Origin of the sequence: Cupriavidus sp. USMAA2-4, assembly GCF_001854305.1 — a bacterium.
Lineage (GTDB): Bacteria > Pseudomonadota > Gammaproteobacteria > Burkholderiales > Burkholderiaceae > Cupriavidus > Cupriavidus malaysiensis.
On the sequence record NZ_CP017748.1, the window covers coordinates 2,710,914 to 2,726,470 of the forward strand.

The 15,557-nt window shown below is 70.9% G+C and carries 17 protein-coding genes; 8 read left to right on the forward strand and 9 right to left on the reverse strand.

Annotated elements, in window-relative coordinates:
- Positions 1-68: 68 nt before the first annotated feature.
- The 4 genes from BKK79_RS11815 to BKK79_RS11830 all read right to left on the reverse strand — a co-directional run bounded on the left by BKK79_RS11815 (position 69) and on the right by BKK79_RS11830 (position 4,402).
- The gene (locus BKK79_RS11815) at positions 69-857 is read right to left on the reverse strand and encodes an enoyl-CoA hydratase-related protein (protein WP_071010296.1); all 789 of its coding nucleotides are present in this window, start codon (positions 855-857) and stop codon (positions 69-71) included.
- Between the two features lie 43 nt (positions 858-900).
- The gene (locus BKK79_RS11820; RefSeq protein WP_071010294.1) at positions 901-1,710 is read right to left on the reverse strand and encodes an SDR family oxidoreductase; all 810 of its coding nucleotides are present in this window, start codon (positions 1,708-1,710) and stop codon (positions 901-903) included.
- 534 nt (positions 1,711-2,244) lie between these two features.
- Positions 2,245-2,934: a GntR family transcriptional regulator gene (locus BKK79_RS11825; protein ID WP_071010292.1), complete on the reverse strand. Its 690-nt coding sequence runs from the start codon at positions 2,932-2,934 to the stop codon at positions 2,245-2,247.
- A 55-nt stretch (positions 2,935-2,989) separates the two neighbouring features.
- A complete protein-coding gene (locus BKK79_RS11830) occupies positions 2,990-4,402 on the reverse strand; it encodes a C4-dicarboxylate transporter DctA (RefSeq protein ID WP_232346209.1) in 1,413 nt (470 codons plus the stop codon).
- A 431-nt stretch (positions 4,403-4,833) separates the two neighbouring features.
- On the opposite strand from BKK79_RS11830, the gene BKK79_RS11835 reads away from it, so the two are divergent.
- From BKK79_RS11835 to BKK79_RS11855, 5 genes are all read left to right on the forward strand, one after another.
- Complete coding sequence (locus tag BKK79_RS11835) at positions 4,834-6,087, forward strand: allantoate amidohydrolase (protein WP_071010290.1); 1,254 nt, start codon at positions 4,834-4,836, stop codon at positions 6,085-6,087.
- A gap of 71 nt (positions 6,088-6,158) precedes the next feature.
- Positions 6,159-7,427 carry a M20/M25/M40 family metallo-hydrolase gene (locus BKK79_RS11840; protein WP_071010288.1) on the forward strand — a complete coding sequence of 423 codons (1,269 nt, stop codon included), beginning with the start codon at positions 6,159-6,161 and terminating at the stop codon, positions 7,425-7,427.
- A 365-nt stretch (positions 7,428-7,792) separates the two neighbouring features.
- Positions 7,793-8,278 (forward strand): carboxymuconolactone decarboxylase family protein, encoded by a 486-nt coding sequence (locus tag BKK79_RS11845; RefSeq protein ID WP_071010285.1) that lies wholly within the window; start codon positions 7,793-7,795, stop codon positions 8,276-8,278.
- Complete coding sequence (locus BKK79_RS11850; RefSeq protein ID WP_071010283.1) at positions 8,275-8,742, forward strand: GNAT family N-acetyltransferase; 468 nt, start codon at positions 8,275-8,277, stop codon at positions 8,740-8,742. The genes BKK79_RS11845 and BKK79_RS11850 overlap by 4 nt, the downstream gene beginning before the upstream one ends.
- Positions 8,739-9,410, forward strand: a complete 672-nt coding sequence (locus tag BKK79_RS11855; protein ID WP_071037771.1) for an FMN-dependent NADH-azoreductase — start codon at positions 8,739-8,741, stop codon at positions 9,408-9,410. The genes BKK79_RS11850 and BKK79_RS11855 overlap by 4 nt, the downstream gene beginning before the upstream one ends.
- A 13-nt stretch (positions 9,411-9,423) precedes the next feature.
- Here the strand turns inward: BKK79_RS11855 and BKK79_RS11860 are convergent, their stop codons facing one another.
- The gene (locus BKK79_RS11860; protein WP_071010279.1) at positions 9,424-10,011 is read right to left on the reverse strand and encodes a GNAT family N-acetyltransferase; all 588 of its coding nucleotides are present in this window, start codon (positions 10,009-10,011) and stop codon (positions 9,424-9,426) included.
- A 160-nt stretch (positions 10,012-10,171) separates the two neighbouring features.
- On the opposite strand from BKK79_RS11860, the gene BKK79_RS11865 reads away from it, so the two are divergent.
- Both BKK79_RS11865 and arsC read left to right on the forward strand, forming a co-directional pair.
- On the forward strand, positions 10,172-11,080 hold the full coding sequence (locus BKK79_RS11865) for a LysR family transcriptional regulator (protein ID WP_071010278.1): 909 nt from the start codon (positions 10,172-10,174) through the stop codon (positions 11,078-11,080).
- Between the two features lie 122 nt (positions 11,081-11,202).
- On the forward strand, positions 11,203-11,562 hold the full coding sequence (gene arsC, locus BKK79_RS11870) for an arsenate reductase (glutaredoxin) (protein WP_071010276.1): 360 nt from the start codon (positions 11,203-11,205) through the stop codon (positions 11,560-11,562).
- Between the two features lie 144 nt (positions 11,563-11,706).
- Here the strand turns inward: arsC and BKK79_RS11875 are convergent, their stop codons facing one another.
- The 3 genes from BKK79_RS11875 to BKK79_RS11885 form a co-directional block, all read right to left on the reverse strand.
- A complete protein-coding gene (locus tag BKK79_RS11875) occupies positions 11,707-11,928 on the reverse strand; it encodes a hypothetical protein (protein ID WP_071010270.1) in 222 nt (73 codons plus the stop codon).
- A 175-nt stretch (positions 11,929-12,103) separates the two neighbouring features.
- Entirely contained in the window at positions 12,104-12,757 is a 654-nt protein-coding gene (locus tag BKK79_RS11880; RefSeq protein ID WP_071010268.1) for an exonuclease, read from the reverse strand.
- A gap of 24 nt (positions 12,758-12,781) precedes the next feature.
- Positions 12,782-13,432: an MBL fold metallo-hydrolase gene (locus BKK79_RS11885; RefSeq protein ID WP_071010266.1), complete on the reverse strand. Its 651-nt coding sequence runs from the start codon at positions 13,430-13,432 to the stop codon at positions 12,782-12,784.
- Between the two features lie 248 nt (positions 13,433-13,680).
- Between BKK79_RS11885 and BKK79_RS11890 the strand changes: the two genes are divergently transcribed.
- On the forward strand, positions 13,681-14,499 hold the full coding sequence (locus tag BKK79_RS11890; RefSeq protein ID WP_071010265.1) for a septal ring lytic transglycosylase RlpA family protein: 819 nt from the start codon (positions 13,681-13,683) through the stop codon (positions 14,497-14,499).
- Positions 14,500-14,650: 151 nt separating this feature from the next.
- Here BKK79_RS11890 and rsmI read toward each other — a convergent pair whose 3' ends face one another.
- Positions 14,651-15,556 (reverse strand): 16S rRNA (cytidine(1402)-2'-O)-methyltransferase, encoded by a 906-nt coding sequence (gene rsmI, locus BKK79_RS11895; RefSeq protein WP_071010263.1) that lies wholly within the window; start codon positions 15,554-15,556, stop codon positions 14,651-14,653.
- Position 15,557 lies beyond the last annotated feature (1 nt).

Sequence of the window (15,557 nt, forward strand, 5' to 3'; positions counted from 1 at the left end):
TCTCCTTATCGTGTCATGGCGCCGTGCCCCGGGGCGGCCGGCGCGGTGCGTGGCTCAGCGGCCCTGGATCAACGGCCCTTGAAAGCCGGCGGACGCTTCTCCAGAAAGGCCGCCACGCCCTCGCGGAAATCCTCGCTGCGGCTGGCGCGCGATTGCAGCGTGGCTTCCAGCTCGAGCTGGGCCGGCAGGTCGTTGTCCAGGCTTTCGTTGAGTGCCTGCTTGATCAGGCCGTAGGCGAAAGTGGGCGACTGGGCAAGCCTGCGCGCCAGCTTGCCGGCTTCCTCGTGCAGGGCGGCGTCGTCGTGCACCTGCCACACCAGGCCGATGCGGTGGGCCTCGTCGGCGCTGATCTTGTCGGCCAGGATGGCCAGGGCGCGCGCGCGCATCTCGCCGGCATAGCGCGGCAGGAAGTAGGTGCTGCCGGCATCCGGCACCAGGCCGATCTTGGAGAAGGCCTGCAGGAAGCTGGCGCCGCGCGCGGCCAGCACCACGTCGGCAGCCAGCGCCAGGCTCATGCCCGCGCCCGCGGCGACACCGTTGACGGCGCTCACCACCGGCTTGGCCATGCCGCGCAGCGCCAGGATGATCGGGTGGTAGCGCTCGCGCAGCAGCGTGCCCGAGTCGGCCAGCGCGCCGCCGCTGCCGGCGGCGCGGTCGGCGAGGTCGGCCCCGGCGCAGAAGCCGCGGCCGTTGCCGGTCAGCAGCACGGCACGCACTGCCTCATCGGCGGCGGCCTGCTCGACGGCCTCGCGCAGCGCGCGCATCAGGTCGGCGTTGAGGGCGTTGAGCACGTCGGGGCGGTTCAGCGTGATGGTGGCCACGCCGTCGGCGACGTGGTAGAGCACGGGGGAGGTCATGGGTCGGGGTCTCCTCTGGTAGCGGATGGTCTGTCGGATCGGTTCAGGCGCGCGGCGGCGGCTGGAGCGCGTCGGCGGAGGCGTCGCCCAGCTTGCTGCCGCCGTCGCAGTCGATGATGGTGCCGGTGATATAGCGGGAGTTGTCGCTGCACAGGAACAGCGCGGTGTCGGCGATATCGCTCTTGTCGCCGTAGTCGCGCAGCGCCAGGCGTGCCTTGTAGCGCTGTTCCATCTCGGCCGTGGGCGCCAGGCGGGCCATGCCCTCGGTGTCGGCGATCGGCCCGGGCGAGATGCCGTTGACGCGCACGCCGGCCGGGCCCCACTCCATCGCCAGGCACTTGACCATCATGTTGATGCCGGCCTTGGCCGCGCAGGCGTGGACCTGGAACATCATGGCGTTGTGTGCCTGGGGCGCGGTGATGGCGATCAGCGAGGCGCCCGGCTTGTTCAGGTGGGCGAAGCTGGCGCGGAACACATTGAAGGTGCCGATCAGGTCGATGTCGACCACGGTCTTGAAGCCGTTGGCCGACATGCCCAGTGCCGGCGCCAGGAAGTTGCCGGCGGCGCCGGAAACGACGATGTCGATCGCGCCCAGCTCGGCGCGGGTGCGCGCCAGCGCGGCCTCGACCGCATCGAAGTCGCGCACGTCGGCCGCCAGCCCCAGCGCGCTGCCGCCGGCCGCGCGGATGGTGCCGGCAGCCGCCTCGATGCGACCCGCGTCGCGGCTGATCAGCCCGACCCGGGCGCCCGCGCGCGCCAGCGCCTGGGCGATGCCGAGATTGATGCCGGACGAGCCGCCGGCGACGAACGCCGTCTTGCCGGCGAGCATCTGGTCCTTGAAAGCACTGGTCATACGATTCCCCTCCTCTGCCTGTCCTGGATGGATGGCATTGGACATGCAAACCGCGGGCGGCGATTCGTCGGATCCGACGAGGCAGGGGCAGGGGCAGGCGCAGGCGCGGCCGGGCGGCGCCGCGCGCGGGGAATCGGCATGCTTGTCTCCGTTTTTTCTGCTTGTCGTTGTCTTGTCGACGGCGCCGCGGGGGCGGGCCCGCCACATCGTAACCCGAAGCCCGGCTTCCATCATGGCTGCAGTGCACCATGCGCTGTTGCGGGCGGGGAAATGATCGGGCGCAAGCGGTGGGCGACCGGGCGCCAGCCAGGCTGGGGCGCGGGGCGGGAGGACAAAGGCCGCGCATGGCCGCAGAAAAGAAAAAGGCCCGCACCCATTGCGGTGTGCGGGCCGCCCCAGAGGGGCATGACTGCCATGAAGCGCGCCCCCGCAGCTACATGGCGATGCCATCATCGCCGATGGCGGCCGGGGCCGCCTTGACGCAGGTCAAGCGCTACGTATAACGGAGTGGCAGCGCCGGCCGGCGCTGCGCGCTCAGGCCAGCAGCGCGGCGACCAGGTCCTTGCCCTTGGCCGCCGGCAGCTCCTCGAAATGCAGCGCGCCTTCCACGTGGCCGAGGTGCTCGACCATCAGCGCCACGGCGCGCTCGGTATCGCCGGCGCGGGCGGCTTCGATGAACTCGCGGTGCTCTTCCGACGAGCAGGCGGCGTCGCGGCGCGACTGGTAGAGCATGGTGATGACCGCGCTGCGCGTCGACAGCTCGCGCAACATCTCGGTCAGCACGCCGTTGCCGACCACGTCGGCCAGCAGGATGTGGAAGTCACCCAGCAAGCGCGTGCGCAGCTGGGCATCGTTGCCCGCCAGCGCCTTCTTCTCGGCGGCGAGATGGCGGTCGATGCGCTTGTAGTCGGCGGCGCCCGCGCGCGCCACGAACTCGCGCGCCAGCGCCGCCTCCAGGATGCGGCGCACGGCGAAGACCTCGCGCGCCTCCTCGGCGCTCGGCTTGGCGACGAAGGCCCCCTTGTCCGGCACGATCTGGATCACCTTGTCCTTGGACAGCATCAGCAGCGCCGCGCGCACCTTGGTGCGGCTGACGCGGTAGACGCTGGCCAGGGCCTCCTCGCGCAGCTTGGTGCCGGGCGGCAGGCGGTGCGAGACGATCGCCGCGACGATGTCTTCGGCGATCGCTTCGGCGGTCATGTCGGGATCGATGTGCTCGGGCATGGCGATGCGCTGGCGCAGGGGCTGCGCGCGTTGGGGGAATGCCGAGATTCTAGCGCTAGCGCCCGCCCACGGTATCGGGCAGCGCCGGCGCGGGCCCGGCGGGCACCGGCGGCGACAGGCCTTCGTCGAGTTCGCCGGCGGGCACGCGGCCGTCGAGCACGGCATGGGCGCGCTCGCGGTCGATATCCTTCTCCCAGGCGGCCACCACCACGGTGGCCACGCAGTTGCCGACCAGGTTGCCGAGCGCGCGCGCGATGCCGATGAACCAGTCGACCGACAGCACCAGCACCAGTCCGATGGCGGGAATGGCGGGATGGGCCGACAGCGTGGCGGCGAGGATCACGATGGCCGAGCCGGGCACGCCGTGCGCGCCCTTGGAGGTGACCAGCGCCACGGCAAGGATGCCGAGCAGGTCGCCGAAGGCCAGCGGGGTGTTGGTGGCCTGCGCGATGAAGACCGCCGCCAGCGTCAGGTAAATCGAGAAGGCATCCAGGTTGAAGGAATAGCCGGTCGGTATCACCAGGCCCACCACCGACTTCTTGATGCCCATGAACTCCAGCTTCTTCATCACCTGCGGCAGCACGCTGTCGGAGGAGGCGGTGCCCAGCACCACCAGCAGCTCGGCGCGCAGGTAGCGGATCAGCTTGAGCACGGAGAAGCCGCACAGGCGCATCACGGTACCCAGCACCACCAGCACGAAGAGAGCCACCGCGCCATAGAACAGCATCACCAGGAAGCCAAGCTGCTTGAGCGAGCCGATGCCGTACTTGCCCACGGTGAAGGCCACCGCGCCGAGCACGCCGAGCGGCGCCAGCTTGATGATGAAGCCCATCATCTTGAACAGCGTGTGCGAGAAGGTGTCGATCAGCGCCACCAGCGGGCGGCCGCGCTCGCCCACCAGCGACAGCGCGCAGCCGAACAGCACCGAGACCAGCAGCACCTGCAGCACGTCACCGCTGGCGAAAGCGCCCATCACCGTGTTGGGAATCAGCTTGAGCAGGAAGTCGACCATGCCCGCGCTCTTGATCTTCTCGGCGTTCTCCACGTAGGCGGCCATGGCCGACGCATCGAGCGAGTGCGGGTTGACGTTCATGCCGGTGCCCGGCTCGAACAGGTAGGCCAGCGCCACGCCCAGCGCCAGCGCGATGGTGGTGACCACCTCGAAGTAGACCACGGCCTTGATGCCGACCCGGCCCACCTTCTTCAGCTCGCCGGCGCCGCAGATGCCGGCCACCACCACGCAGAACACGATGGGGCCGATCAGCATCTTGATCAGCTTGATGAAGGCGTCTCCGAGCGGCTTGAGCTTGGCGGCGAACTCGGGTGCGAGCAGGCCGAGCACGGCGCCGAGCGCCAGCGCGATCAGCACCTGGCCGAACAGGGAACGGGTGAAGCGGATGTGGAAAGGGACGCCCGGTCCTTTGCCGGGCAGGCCGGTACCAGGGCGCGAAAGGTTCGCGTGCTGCATGGTTGTCTCCATCCGGCCAGTCCACGGAGGCGGGTGCGCCACCTGGCTTGCCGTCTTTTCTGTCGGTGATGCCGGCCGTCGGGGCCGGTCGGGTGGCGCCGGGCCAGGCCCCGGTGCCGGAAGGCCCACCCCGCCGAGCGCCGCCCGGGTACGGGCGGAACCCGCGCAATACGCTCGCCGGACCGGATTGTCCGCGGCGGATTGTCGACGCGTGGAGGCCAATATAGTGCATATCATTTTTGTATGCAATTTTTGAATTCACTGTGCTACCATGGATCGCACAGAATAGAGAGCCAGGGCCCGCGCGCGACCGCCGCGGTGCCACCATCCGGCGCGCCGCGCGGTGCATTGCCGGGCGGCAAGGCCGGGCCCGGCACGGTGCTTGCGTCCGGCACGCCGTCGCTTTCACGCACTTCCAGCAGGAGACACGCATGGCAGCATCCCCTTCGCCGGCCGGCGAGACCGGCACGCGCATCATGGCCTGGGCCGACACCCTGGCCGCGCATACCGAGCAGCCCGGCATGCTCACCCGCACCTACCTGACCGAAGCCCACCACGGCGCCGCGGCCCAGCTCGCGCGCTGGATGGAGGAAGCCGGCATGCAGGTGCGCCGCGATGCCGCGGGCAACGTGATCGGCCGCTACGAAGGACTGGAGCCCGGCGCCCCCGCGCTGCTGACCGGCTCGCACTTCGACACCGTGCGCGACGCCGGCCGCTATGACGGCAACCTCGGCGTGCTGCTGCCGATCGCCTGCGTGGGCGCCTGGCACCGCCAGGGCAAGCGCTTTCCCTTCGCTGTCGAAGTGGTCGGCTTCGCCGAGGAAGAGGGCGTGCGCTTCAAGGCCACGCTGCTGGGCAGCCGCGCCATCGCCGGCACCTTCGACAGCAAGGTGCTCGACAACCTGGACGACGAAGGCCGCAGCATGCGCGACGTGATGCGCGCCGCCGGCTTCGAGCCCGACCGGCTGCCGGCCGCCGCGCACCCGCGCGCCCAGGTGCTGGGCTTCATCGAGGTGCATATCGAACAGGGCCCGGTGCTGCTCAACGAAGGGCTGCCGCTGGGCGTGGTCACCGCCATCTCCGGCGCCAGCCGCTTCCTGGTGGACCTGGAAGGGCTGGCCGGCCACGCCGGCACGGTGCCGATGGACATGCGCCGCGACGCCGCCATGGCGGCCGCCGAGATCGGCCTCTACATCGAGCGCCGCTGCGGCGGCACGCCGGGCCTGGTCGGCACGGTCGGCCAGTTCAACGTGCCCAACGGCGCCACCAACGTGGTGCCGGGACGCGCCCAGTTCTCCATCGACATCCGCGCCGGCGACGATGCCGTGCGCCAGGCCGCCGTGGCCGATGTGCTGGCCGAGATCGAGCGCGTCTGCGCGCGGCGCCAGGTGCGCGCGCAGGTGCGCAAGACCCACGAGGCCGCCAGCGTGCCCTGCGCCCCGTGGCTGCAGCAGCAGTGGGCCGACGCCATCGCCCGCCAGGGCCTGCCGGTGCGCCACCTGCCGTCGGGTGCCGGCCACGATGCCATGGCCATCGCCGCCATCGCCGATGTCGCCATGCTGTTCGTGCGCTGCGGCAACGGCGGCATCAGCCACCATCCCACCGAGACCATGAGCGCCGACGATGCCGAACTGGCCGCCCGCGTCTTCTCGGACTTCGTCGAGCATTTCGCGCGGCCGCACTGAGCCGCACCAAACGCACCCGGCCGCCTTGCCGCGAAGTGTCCTACCATCCCCAGAACAGAACGAGCCAAATCATGACCGCCCGAGACAATATGAGTGCCAAAGACGCCACCCTGAGCCAGTTCATCGACCAGCACCGCCCGCAGCAGGAGGCCTTCCTGGCCGAACTGGTCAAGGTGCCCTCGGACAACCCGCCGGGCGACTGCGACGCCCACGGCAAGCGTGCCAAGGCACTGCTCGAAGGCCTGGGCTTCCGGGTCGAGGCGCACAAGGTGCCGGACGACAAGGTCAAGGCGGCCGGCATGATCAGCGCCACCAACCTGGTCGTGCGCAAGACCTTCGGCCAGGGCGGCCCCACCATCGCGATGAATGCCCACGGCGACGTGGTGCCGCCGGGCCTGGGCTGGACCAAGGACCCTTACGGCGGCGAGATCGCCGACAGCGAGCACGGCCCGGTGATGTACGGCCGTGGCGTGGCGGTGTCCAAGTCCGATTTCGCCACCTACACCTATGCGGTGCTGGCGCTGATGGAGGCCGAGAAACAGGGCGTCCCGCTCAACGGCACGGTCGAGCTGCAGTTCACCTATGACGAGGAGACCGGCGGCGACATCGGTCCCAAGTTCCTGCTCGACGAAGGCCTGACCAAGCCCGACTACGCCATCTCGGCCGGCTTTTCCTACGGCATCACCTCGGCCCACAACGGCTGCCTGCACGTCGAAGTGACGGTCAAGGGCAAGCAGGGCCACGCCGCCATGCCGCACACCGGCGTCGACGCCATCGAGGCCGCCACCCATATCCTGCAGGCCATCTACGGCCTGCGCGCCGAACTGGCCAAGCGCAAGTCCAAGGTGCCGGGCATCGACACCGCCACGCTCAACGTGGGCCTGATCAAGGGCGGCATCAACACCAACGTGGTGCCGGACCTGGTGACCTTCCGCATCGACCGCCGCATGATCCCCGAAGAGCTCGGCTTCGACGCGGAAGGCGAGATCCGCGCGGTGGTCGAGCAGGCCGCCAAGGACCGCCCGGGCATCGAGGTCAAGGTGGAGCGCATCATCCTGGCCGAACCGCTGTCCGAGCTGCCCGGCGTGGAAAAGCTGATCGGCGCGCTCAAGAGCCGCGCGGAAGCCGTGTTCGGCGTGGAGATCCCGGTGCAGGGCGTGCCGCTCTACACCGATGCCCGCCACTACACCGCACGCGGCATCCCCACCGTGCTGTACGGCGCCGGCCCGCGCACGCTGATGGAAGCGCGCGGCCACAACTCGGACGAGAACCTGCGCCTCAACGACCTGAACCGCGCCACCAAGGTGGTCGCGCTGGCGCTGTCGGACCTGCTGGGCTGAGCCCGCGGGGGCGCCGGCCCCCGCGTTGCCAAGGCCGCCGCAGCAGCGGCGGCCATCGAGACGCCCGCGCCAGCGGGCGTCCTGCTTTGCGCTGGCGATTCGTGCCGCAATACGCACGGCACTATCCTGACTATTCGTCGCATCGAATACACAAGGAAGCCACTATCCTTCAGCATCCATACCAAGAATGATCTGGGTGTGATTCCCGCCGCCATGGCTTTCCCGGCCCGCATCGAACACCCCGTGACTTGCCTAAAGTATCAGAGTACGAATATAGTATTCGTGCTCTGATATTATTCCGGTGCAACGCATTCCGGTGTGACTGCCGGATGCCCCTTCCCTTGCTCGCCAACAGGAGAACGTCCATGCCGCAACATTCTGTCCGCCTTGCCTACCAGGAGTTCGCCCAGGCCGCCCCCGCCGTCCATGCCGCACTCGCTGCCCTCGGCAAGGCGGTCGACGACTCCGGCCTGGACAAGGCCCTGACCGAGCTGGTCAAGCTGCGCGTGTCGCAGATCAACGGCTGCGCCTTCTGCCTGCAGTACCACCTCAATATCGTGCGCCAGCTCGGGCTGGACCTCGATCCGCGCAAGCTCGACCTGCTCGCCGCCTGGCGCGACGCCGGCCTCTACAGCGAACGCGAGCAGGCGGCGCTGGCCTGGGCCGAGGCACTCACGCGCGTGGCCGTGCACGAGGTGGACGACGCTGTCTACGCCCAGGCCAGCGCCGCCTTCGCGCCGGCCGAGCTCGCCCACCTGAGCGCGGCGGTGGCCAATATCAACGCCTGGAACCGCATCGCCGCGGGCTTCCGCTTCGCGCCGCCGCCGGCGGTGCGCGGGAGCGCCGCATGAACGCCGCCGCGCAACCGGTACGCGACCTGCCGGAAGCGGACGGGATCCGCTATGTCGACGACGAGGCCGGCGTGCGTGCCTGCTTCGCCCTGATGCAGCAACTGCGCCCGCACCTCGAATCGGCCGACGAGCTGGTGTCGCGCTGGCAGCGCCAGCGCGCGGCCGGCTACCGGCTGCTGGCCCTGTGGCAGGATGGCCGGCCGGTGGCGCTGGCGGGCTTCCGGCTGCAGGACAACCTGGTGCATGGCGTGCATTTCTATGTGGACGACCTGGTCACCGACGGGGCGCTGCGCAGCGGCGGGTACGGCGAGCGCATGATGGCCCGCCTCAAGCAGGAGGCCGCTGCGCTCGGCTGCGCCAAGCTCGTGCTGGATACGCCGCTCACCAATGTGCTGGGCCATCGCTTCTACTACCGCAACGGCCTGCTGGCCTCGGCGCTGCGCTTTTACACGGCGCTGGCATGAGCGCGCGGGCTGCTTCGCGGGAAGCGTCCCGCACCTTGCTGCACGTCGCGGCCAGCAGCCGCGGCGGAGCCTCGCACAGCCGCGCCGCCGGGCATCACGTGCTGGCGCGCCTGCAGCAGGCGCTGGGGCCGCTGCGCGTGCTCGACTGCGACCTCGGCGCCATGCCGCCACCGCATCCCGACGCGCGCATGGTCGAGGCCAGCCTGACGCCGGCGCATGCGCGCAGCCCTGCGGCGGAGGCCGCGCTGGCCGCCTCCGAGCAATGGATCGGGCAGCTCGAAGCGGCCGACCTGGTGCTGTTGAGCACGCCTGTGCATAACTTCACGGTGCCGTCGGCGCTGAAGGCCTGGATCGACCACGTGGTGCGGCCTGGCCGCACCTTCCTCAGCACGCCGGCAGGCAAGGTCGGCCTGCTGGCCGACCGGCCGGTCCTGGTGGTGGCCGCCGCCGGCGGGGCCTTCGAGGCCGCGCCGGGAAGCCAGGTCGATTTCCTCTCGCCCTACCTGCGCGCCGTGTTCGGCTGCATGGGCTTGACGCAGGTGGAGGTGCTGCGGCTGGAGAACCTGCGGCGCGAGCCGGCCGCCATCGAGGCCGCCCGCGCCAGGCTCGACGACTGGAGCGCAGCAGTCGCCGCGCGGCTGGCGGCGGGTGCCGCCGGCCGGGATTGAGTCGGGGCCGCCTTCAGCCCGCGCCCGGCAAGCCGACGTTGCCGGCACCGAGCGGGCGCTGCATGAGCAGGGTGTCGATCCACTGCCCATGCTTGAAGCCCACGGCCTCCAGCCGGCCGATCACGCGGAAGCCCATCTTCTCGTGCAGCGCGATCGAGCCGGCGCCTTCGCCGCTGGCGGTACTGGCCACCACCGCCACCATCTGGCGCCAGGGGCCGCGCTCGCAGCGCACCAGCAGTTCCTGCAGCAGCGCCCGTCCGAGCCCCGCGCCGGCATGGCGGTGGTCGATATAGATGGAGTCCTCGATGGTGAAGCGATAGCCGCTGCGTGTGCGATAGGCGGAAGCGTAGGCGTAGCCCAGCACCACGCCGTCGCGCTGCGCCACCAGGTAGGGCAGGCCCTGGCGGCCCACGTCGGCGAAACGGCGCTCCATCTCCGCCAGGGTCGGCACCTGTTCCTCGAAGGAGGCGCGCCCGAATTGCACGTGGTGGGCGTAGATGGCCAGGATGGCCGGGACATCGCCGGCTTCGGCGGTGCGGATGCTAGGAGCGGTGCTGGGCGCGGCGGAGGCCGGCGCGTGGACGGGCAGCGGGGCGTTCATGATCGGGTGGTGACGACGGCAGGATGGAGCCGGCGCGTGGCCGGCACGGCCCTGGCGCACCTGGCGGGCAGGAAGGCGGGGCCATGGTCCAACCTTAGCGCAGCGCCATGCTATAAGGGAAGCTTTGGCGGCTTATCCACTGCATTAGCAGAACTTTGGTATGCGTCCTCTGCTGCATCCCGATCACCTGCGCAGCTTCGCGCTGGTCTGCGAACTTGGCAGCTTTTCGGCCGCGGCCGACCGTCTCGGCCTGAGCCAGCCCGCGGTGAGCCAGCAGGTGCGCCAGCTCGAGCAGCGCTACGGCCTGCGACTGCTGGAGCGGGTCGGCCGGCGCGCACGTCCCACCGCCGCGGGCGAAGAACTGCTGCGCCACGCACGGAGCGTGGCCGCGGCCCTGGCCGCCACCGAAGCCGGCATGGCCCGCCACGGCACCGAGGTGATCGGCCAGGTGCGGCTGGGGTCCGGCGCCACGGCCTGCATCTACCTGCTGCCGGCAGTCCTGCGCGAACTGCGGCGGCGCCTGCCGGGACTGGAGATCGTGGTGCGCACCTGCCATGCGGCCGAGGCGGTGCGCGCGGTCGAGGACAACAGCCTGGACCTGGCCCTGGTCACGCTGCCGGCTTCCGGGCGCATGCTGGAAGTCATCCCGGTGGTCGACGATCCCTTTGTCGCGATCGGCCCGGCCGACGGCGAGCCGCTGCCGCCCGAGGTCTCGCCCGCCGACCTGGCCGGCCGCCCGCTGGTGCTGTTCTCGCCGAGCGGCAATACGCGCAGCCTGGTGGACGCCTGGCTGGCACGCGGTGGCGTGGCGGCCCATCCGGTCATGGAGCTGGACAGCGTGGAGGCGATCAAGGAGCTGGTGGGTGCCGGCCTGGGCTATTCGGTACTGCCCTCGATGGCGCTGCCGCCCGGCCGGCGCGGCGCGGCCATCGCCGTGCGCGGGCTGGCCCCCCCGCTGGGACGCACGCTGGCCGTGGTGCTGCGCCGTGACAAGCCGCTGCAGGCCGGGCTGCGCGCCACCGTGGAGGCACTGTCCGCACTGGCGCCGGCCTCCCGCCGCGATGCCTGAGCGCGGCTGAGCGCGGCCCCTGAGCTGCCGCCTGGAAGCGGCCGCCCCGAGGTGCACCACCCTGGTGCCCGGGACGCCGCTCTTGGTTATAGTGCCGGTATTCGCATCCGGAGAACCTGGCCATGATCACCATCTACCACAACCCGCGCTGCTCCAAGTCGCGTGAGACCCTAGCCCTGGTCGAGGCCGCGGCCACCCGCCTCGGCGAGCCGGTGGAAGTGGTCGAATACCTGAAGACCCCGCCCAGCCTGGCCACGCTCAAGCAACTCCACGCCATGCTGGGAGTGCCGGTCCGGCAGATGGTGCGCGACAACGAGGCCATCTACCAGGAACTCGACCTCGCCGATGCGGGGCTGACCGATGCCGAGGTGCTGGCCGCGGTCGCCGACCACCCGATCCTGTTGCAACGCCCGCTGGTGGTACGCAAGGGCCGTGCCGCGATCGGCCGCCCGCCCGAGAACGTCGCGGCACTGCTGGACTGAACCCCGGCGGCGCACGCCATGCGCCGCCCACCGCCCCCCTGCGGTCCACTTCCACTGCCCCTTCCACTGCCCCAGAAAGAGGCCGGCCCCCATTCTCATGGGGGCCGGCCCGGTCAGACAGACAGTCTGCTTCAGGCGGGTCGTCTAGCCGACACCCAGCCAGTGCATGGCCTCCTGACCGAAAGCGATGCCAGCGAACACGAACAGCAATACCAGCAGGGCGATGGTGGCGACATAGAGCGTGGCCTTGGCGGCTTCCGCATCGTCGTCCAGTGAATGCATCAGGTGCGGCGCGGGGTGGCTCGGACGCCCCCGGTGCAGCCGTTCGGCAAGCTGCCGCCAGTGCAGATCGGGGTGGAAACGCATGATGGACACCTCCTCCGCCCGGGTCGCCCGCAGGCGTAGCCGCGGCACGCAACGGCCGGCAGTGGCACCCTGCCGCGCCCGGCCCGTCGCCTCTCCCTATCACTATAGGCGGCCATCCGCGCGCTCGCCCAGGGCGCACAAGGGCGGAGCGAGCGCTGGCCCACCCGGCGGCGGCTCACGCCGGGCCGCTATCGGCCGCCAGCGGAGTGGCACCGGCAGCGCCCGCGCCATCGGCCGCCGCGGCGGCCTGCCGTGTGCGCAGCGCGGCCAGCATATTGCAGAAGAGAGCGCCCTGTTCCAGCGCATCATCAAGCGCCACGTGGGTATGCGGCAACGGATCCTTCCACTCGGCGGGCAGGGCCGGCTTGACGGTACGGCGGTAGGGCAGCCCCGTCAGCGCGAAGCCGAGCGTCTTGATGTCGAGCGCGGCCCAGCCGAACGGCGAGCGGCCGGCGAAGCGCATCATGTACCAGAACATCCAGGTGAAGTCGAAGCCGGCCGGGAAGGCCACGAAGACCGGCTTGCCGGGCAGGCTCTCGACCCATTCGACGTAGCGCGGCAGCGCTTCCTCGGGCGCCTGCAGGTCGCGCCGGCAGGCCGCCCAGGCTTCCGGCTGCGTCTCCCACCAGCGCATCTGCACCGGATGGCCGCTGGCGCCCGGCAGCGTGTGCAGGTTGGCCGAGAAAGTCCCCACCACGGTCTTGTCGGCCAGCATGGCCGCCGAGGCGAAGGAGAGCATGGAGTGCGGCCCGGGGATCGGGCCGTCGGCCTCGATGTCGGTGCTGACGTAGATCTCGGGCCGCGTATCGGGAGCCTGGTGCTTGGCCATGGGGTATGCGCCTGGCCGCCGGGCTCAGGCGGCGTCGATCAGGTGGTCGGCGACGTAGGGGTTGTGCTTGCGCTCCTCGCCGAAGGTCGAGACCGGGCCGTGCCCGGGCACGAAGGTCACGTCGTCGCCCAGCGGCCACAGGCGCGTGCGGATCGCGCGGATCAGGTCGGCGTGGTTGCCGCGCGGGAAGTCGGTGCGGCCGATCGAGCCGGCGAACAGCACGTCACCGACGATCGCCAGCCGGTGCGGCCGCGAGAAGAACACCACGTGGCCCGGGGTATGTCCCGGGCAGTGATAGACCTCGAGCGTCTCATTGCCGAACTGGACCGTGTCGCCGTTCTCCAGCCAGCGCTCCGGCTCGAACACCTCGGCATGGCCGAAGCCGAAACGCCGCGTCTGCTCCGGCAATTGCTCGATCCAGAAACGCTCGTCGCGCTGCGGCCCCTCGATGGGAATCCCCAGTTCGCGCGACAGCGCGGCCGCGCCGGCGCAGTGGTCGACGTGGCCATGCGTCAGAAAGATTTTCTCGAGCGTCACACCCTGTTCCTTGACCGCGGCCAGGATGCGGTCGAGATCGCCGCCCGGGTCGCAGACCGCGGCACGGCCGCTGCTCTCGTCGATCAGCAGCGAGCAGTTTTGCTGGAAGGGCGTAACCGGGATCAGCAGGACTTTCATGGTGGACGTCTGGGGTGTCGGCGCCGCGCCGGACGCGCGGAAACTGTGGCCGCATTGTAGCCTCCGGCCCCGTTTCGCGCCGGATGCGGGCCGTCCGGGTGCCGTATGATGCATGTCAAGACAAAGGGGGGTGATTCCCCGCAATCCCGCGCCAGCTGGTGGATTGCGCGGAATTGCCCTGGCGATCCGGACATTTCGTAACAAAATCGGTGCAGTAGCGGCATTCGCATGATGCTAGACTCCGCCCGATGCGCACGCTGCTCCGCTTCCCCTCCGACCTGCGACGCCTTGCCCGCTTCGGCGCGCACGGCGTCTGCGCGCTCGCGCTGAGCGCCTGCGCGCTGCCGCCTACCGCCGGCCCGGGCGATGCCGATTCGCCGCAGCCGCTGGCGGCGAAGCGCACGCCGGCTGCCAACCGTCCCGCGACGGCCAGGTCCGGCCTCTCCGCGCATGCCCAGGCCGGCGCCAGCGACGAGCGCGGCAGCGGCTGGAACCTGTTCTCCTGGGGCAACGACGACAGCGCTGCCAACGGCGGCAATGGCGGGGACGCCGGCCTCGGCCGCCAGGGCTCGCTCGACGGCCTGCGCGCGGACCTCGGCACTTTCGAGGAGCGCGGCTCTGCCTCCTGGTACGGGCGCGGCCTGCACGGCCGCCGCACCGCCACCGGCGAGCGTTTCGACATGCGCGCCATGACCGCCGCCCACCCCTCGCTACCGCTCGACAGCTGGGTGCTGGTGCGCAACCTGCGCAATGACAAAGTAGCCGTGCTGCGCATCAACGACCGCGGCCCCTATCATGGCAACCGCATCCTCGACGTCTCCTACGCGGCGGCCAAGCGCCTCGGCTTCGTCGACCACGGCGCCACCCAGGTGGAGATCCGCCGCCTGTCGCGCACCGAAGTGGCAGCGCTGGGCCCGCAGGCCGGCGTGGACAACAGCGTGGCGGACGAGGCCGGCGGCGATGCCGACGATGCCGATGCCGACACCACCACCAGGACCAAGCACTCGCGCGCCGCACGCAAGACCAGCAAGACGCGCAAGGCCGCGCCCAGGCACAAGGCCCGCTGAGCGCAGCAGGCGGGAGCTTGCCGGCCTGTGGATAACTTCCAGCGCTGCATCCCTTCCGGCCCCGGCCGGGCACATCCCCACGCCGTTGCCGTACGCGCGTGCGCCGCGACGCCGCCGGCACCGGTACGGCGGCCGCGCCCTATGTCACCCGCTATGCCGCGCCGTCATCGCCACGCCGCGCCAGCGCCAGCCGGTACAGCGCATCGGTCTGCGCACCGGTGATGGCGGCCGCCAGCTTGGCCGCGCGCTTGGCCGGCAGCTCGGCCAGCAGCAGATCGAGCACCCGCTGCGCCTGCGCATCCGGCGCGCCGTCCGCCGCCACCGCGGCCGCCCCTTCGACCACCAGCACGAACTCGCCCTTGGCGCGCGCCGCATCGGCCGCCAGCCAGCCCGGCGCCTCGGCCACGCTCAGCACCGGCGTTTCCTCGAACAGCTTGGTCAGCTCGCGCCCGATCAGCAGGCGGCGCGTGCCGGGCAGGCCCTCGGCCAGCGCCGCCAGCGTCTCGGCGATGCGGTGGGGTGCCTCGTAGAGGACCCAGGCATGGTCGAGCCCGGCCAGTCCGGCGATGGCCTCGGCCCGCGCGCGCGCCTTGGACGGCAGGAAGCCGACGAAGGTGAAGCGGCCCGCACCGGTATCCAGCAGGCCGCCGGCCACCGACAGCGCCGCCACCGCGGCGCTCGGGCCCGGCAGCGGCACCACGGCGTGGCCACCCGCGCGCGCCGCCTCGACCAGGCGCGCGCCGGGGTCGGAAATGCCCGGCGTGCCGGCATCGGACACGTAGGCGATGCGCTCGCCCGCCGCGAGCCGCGCGACGATGCGCCCGGCCGCCTCGCGCTCGTTGTGCTCGTGCACCGCCACCAGCGGGCGTTGCAGGCCCAGGCGGGCGAGCAGCTGCCCGGTGTTGCGGGTGTCTTCGCAGGCAATGGCATCGACCAGGCCCAGCACGTGCAGCGCCCGCAGCGACAGGTCCGCCACGTTGCCGATCGGCGTCGCCACCACGTACAGCGTGCCGGCAGGGTAGGACTGGCCGGCCGCCAGCGAGATCCAGTCACTCATC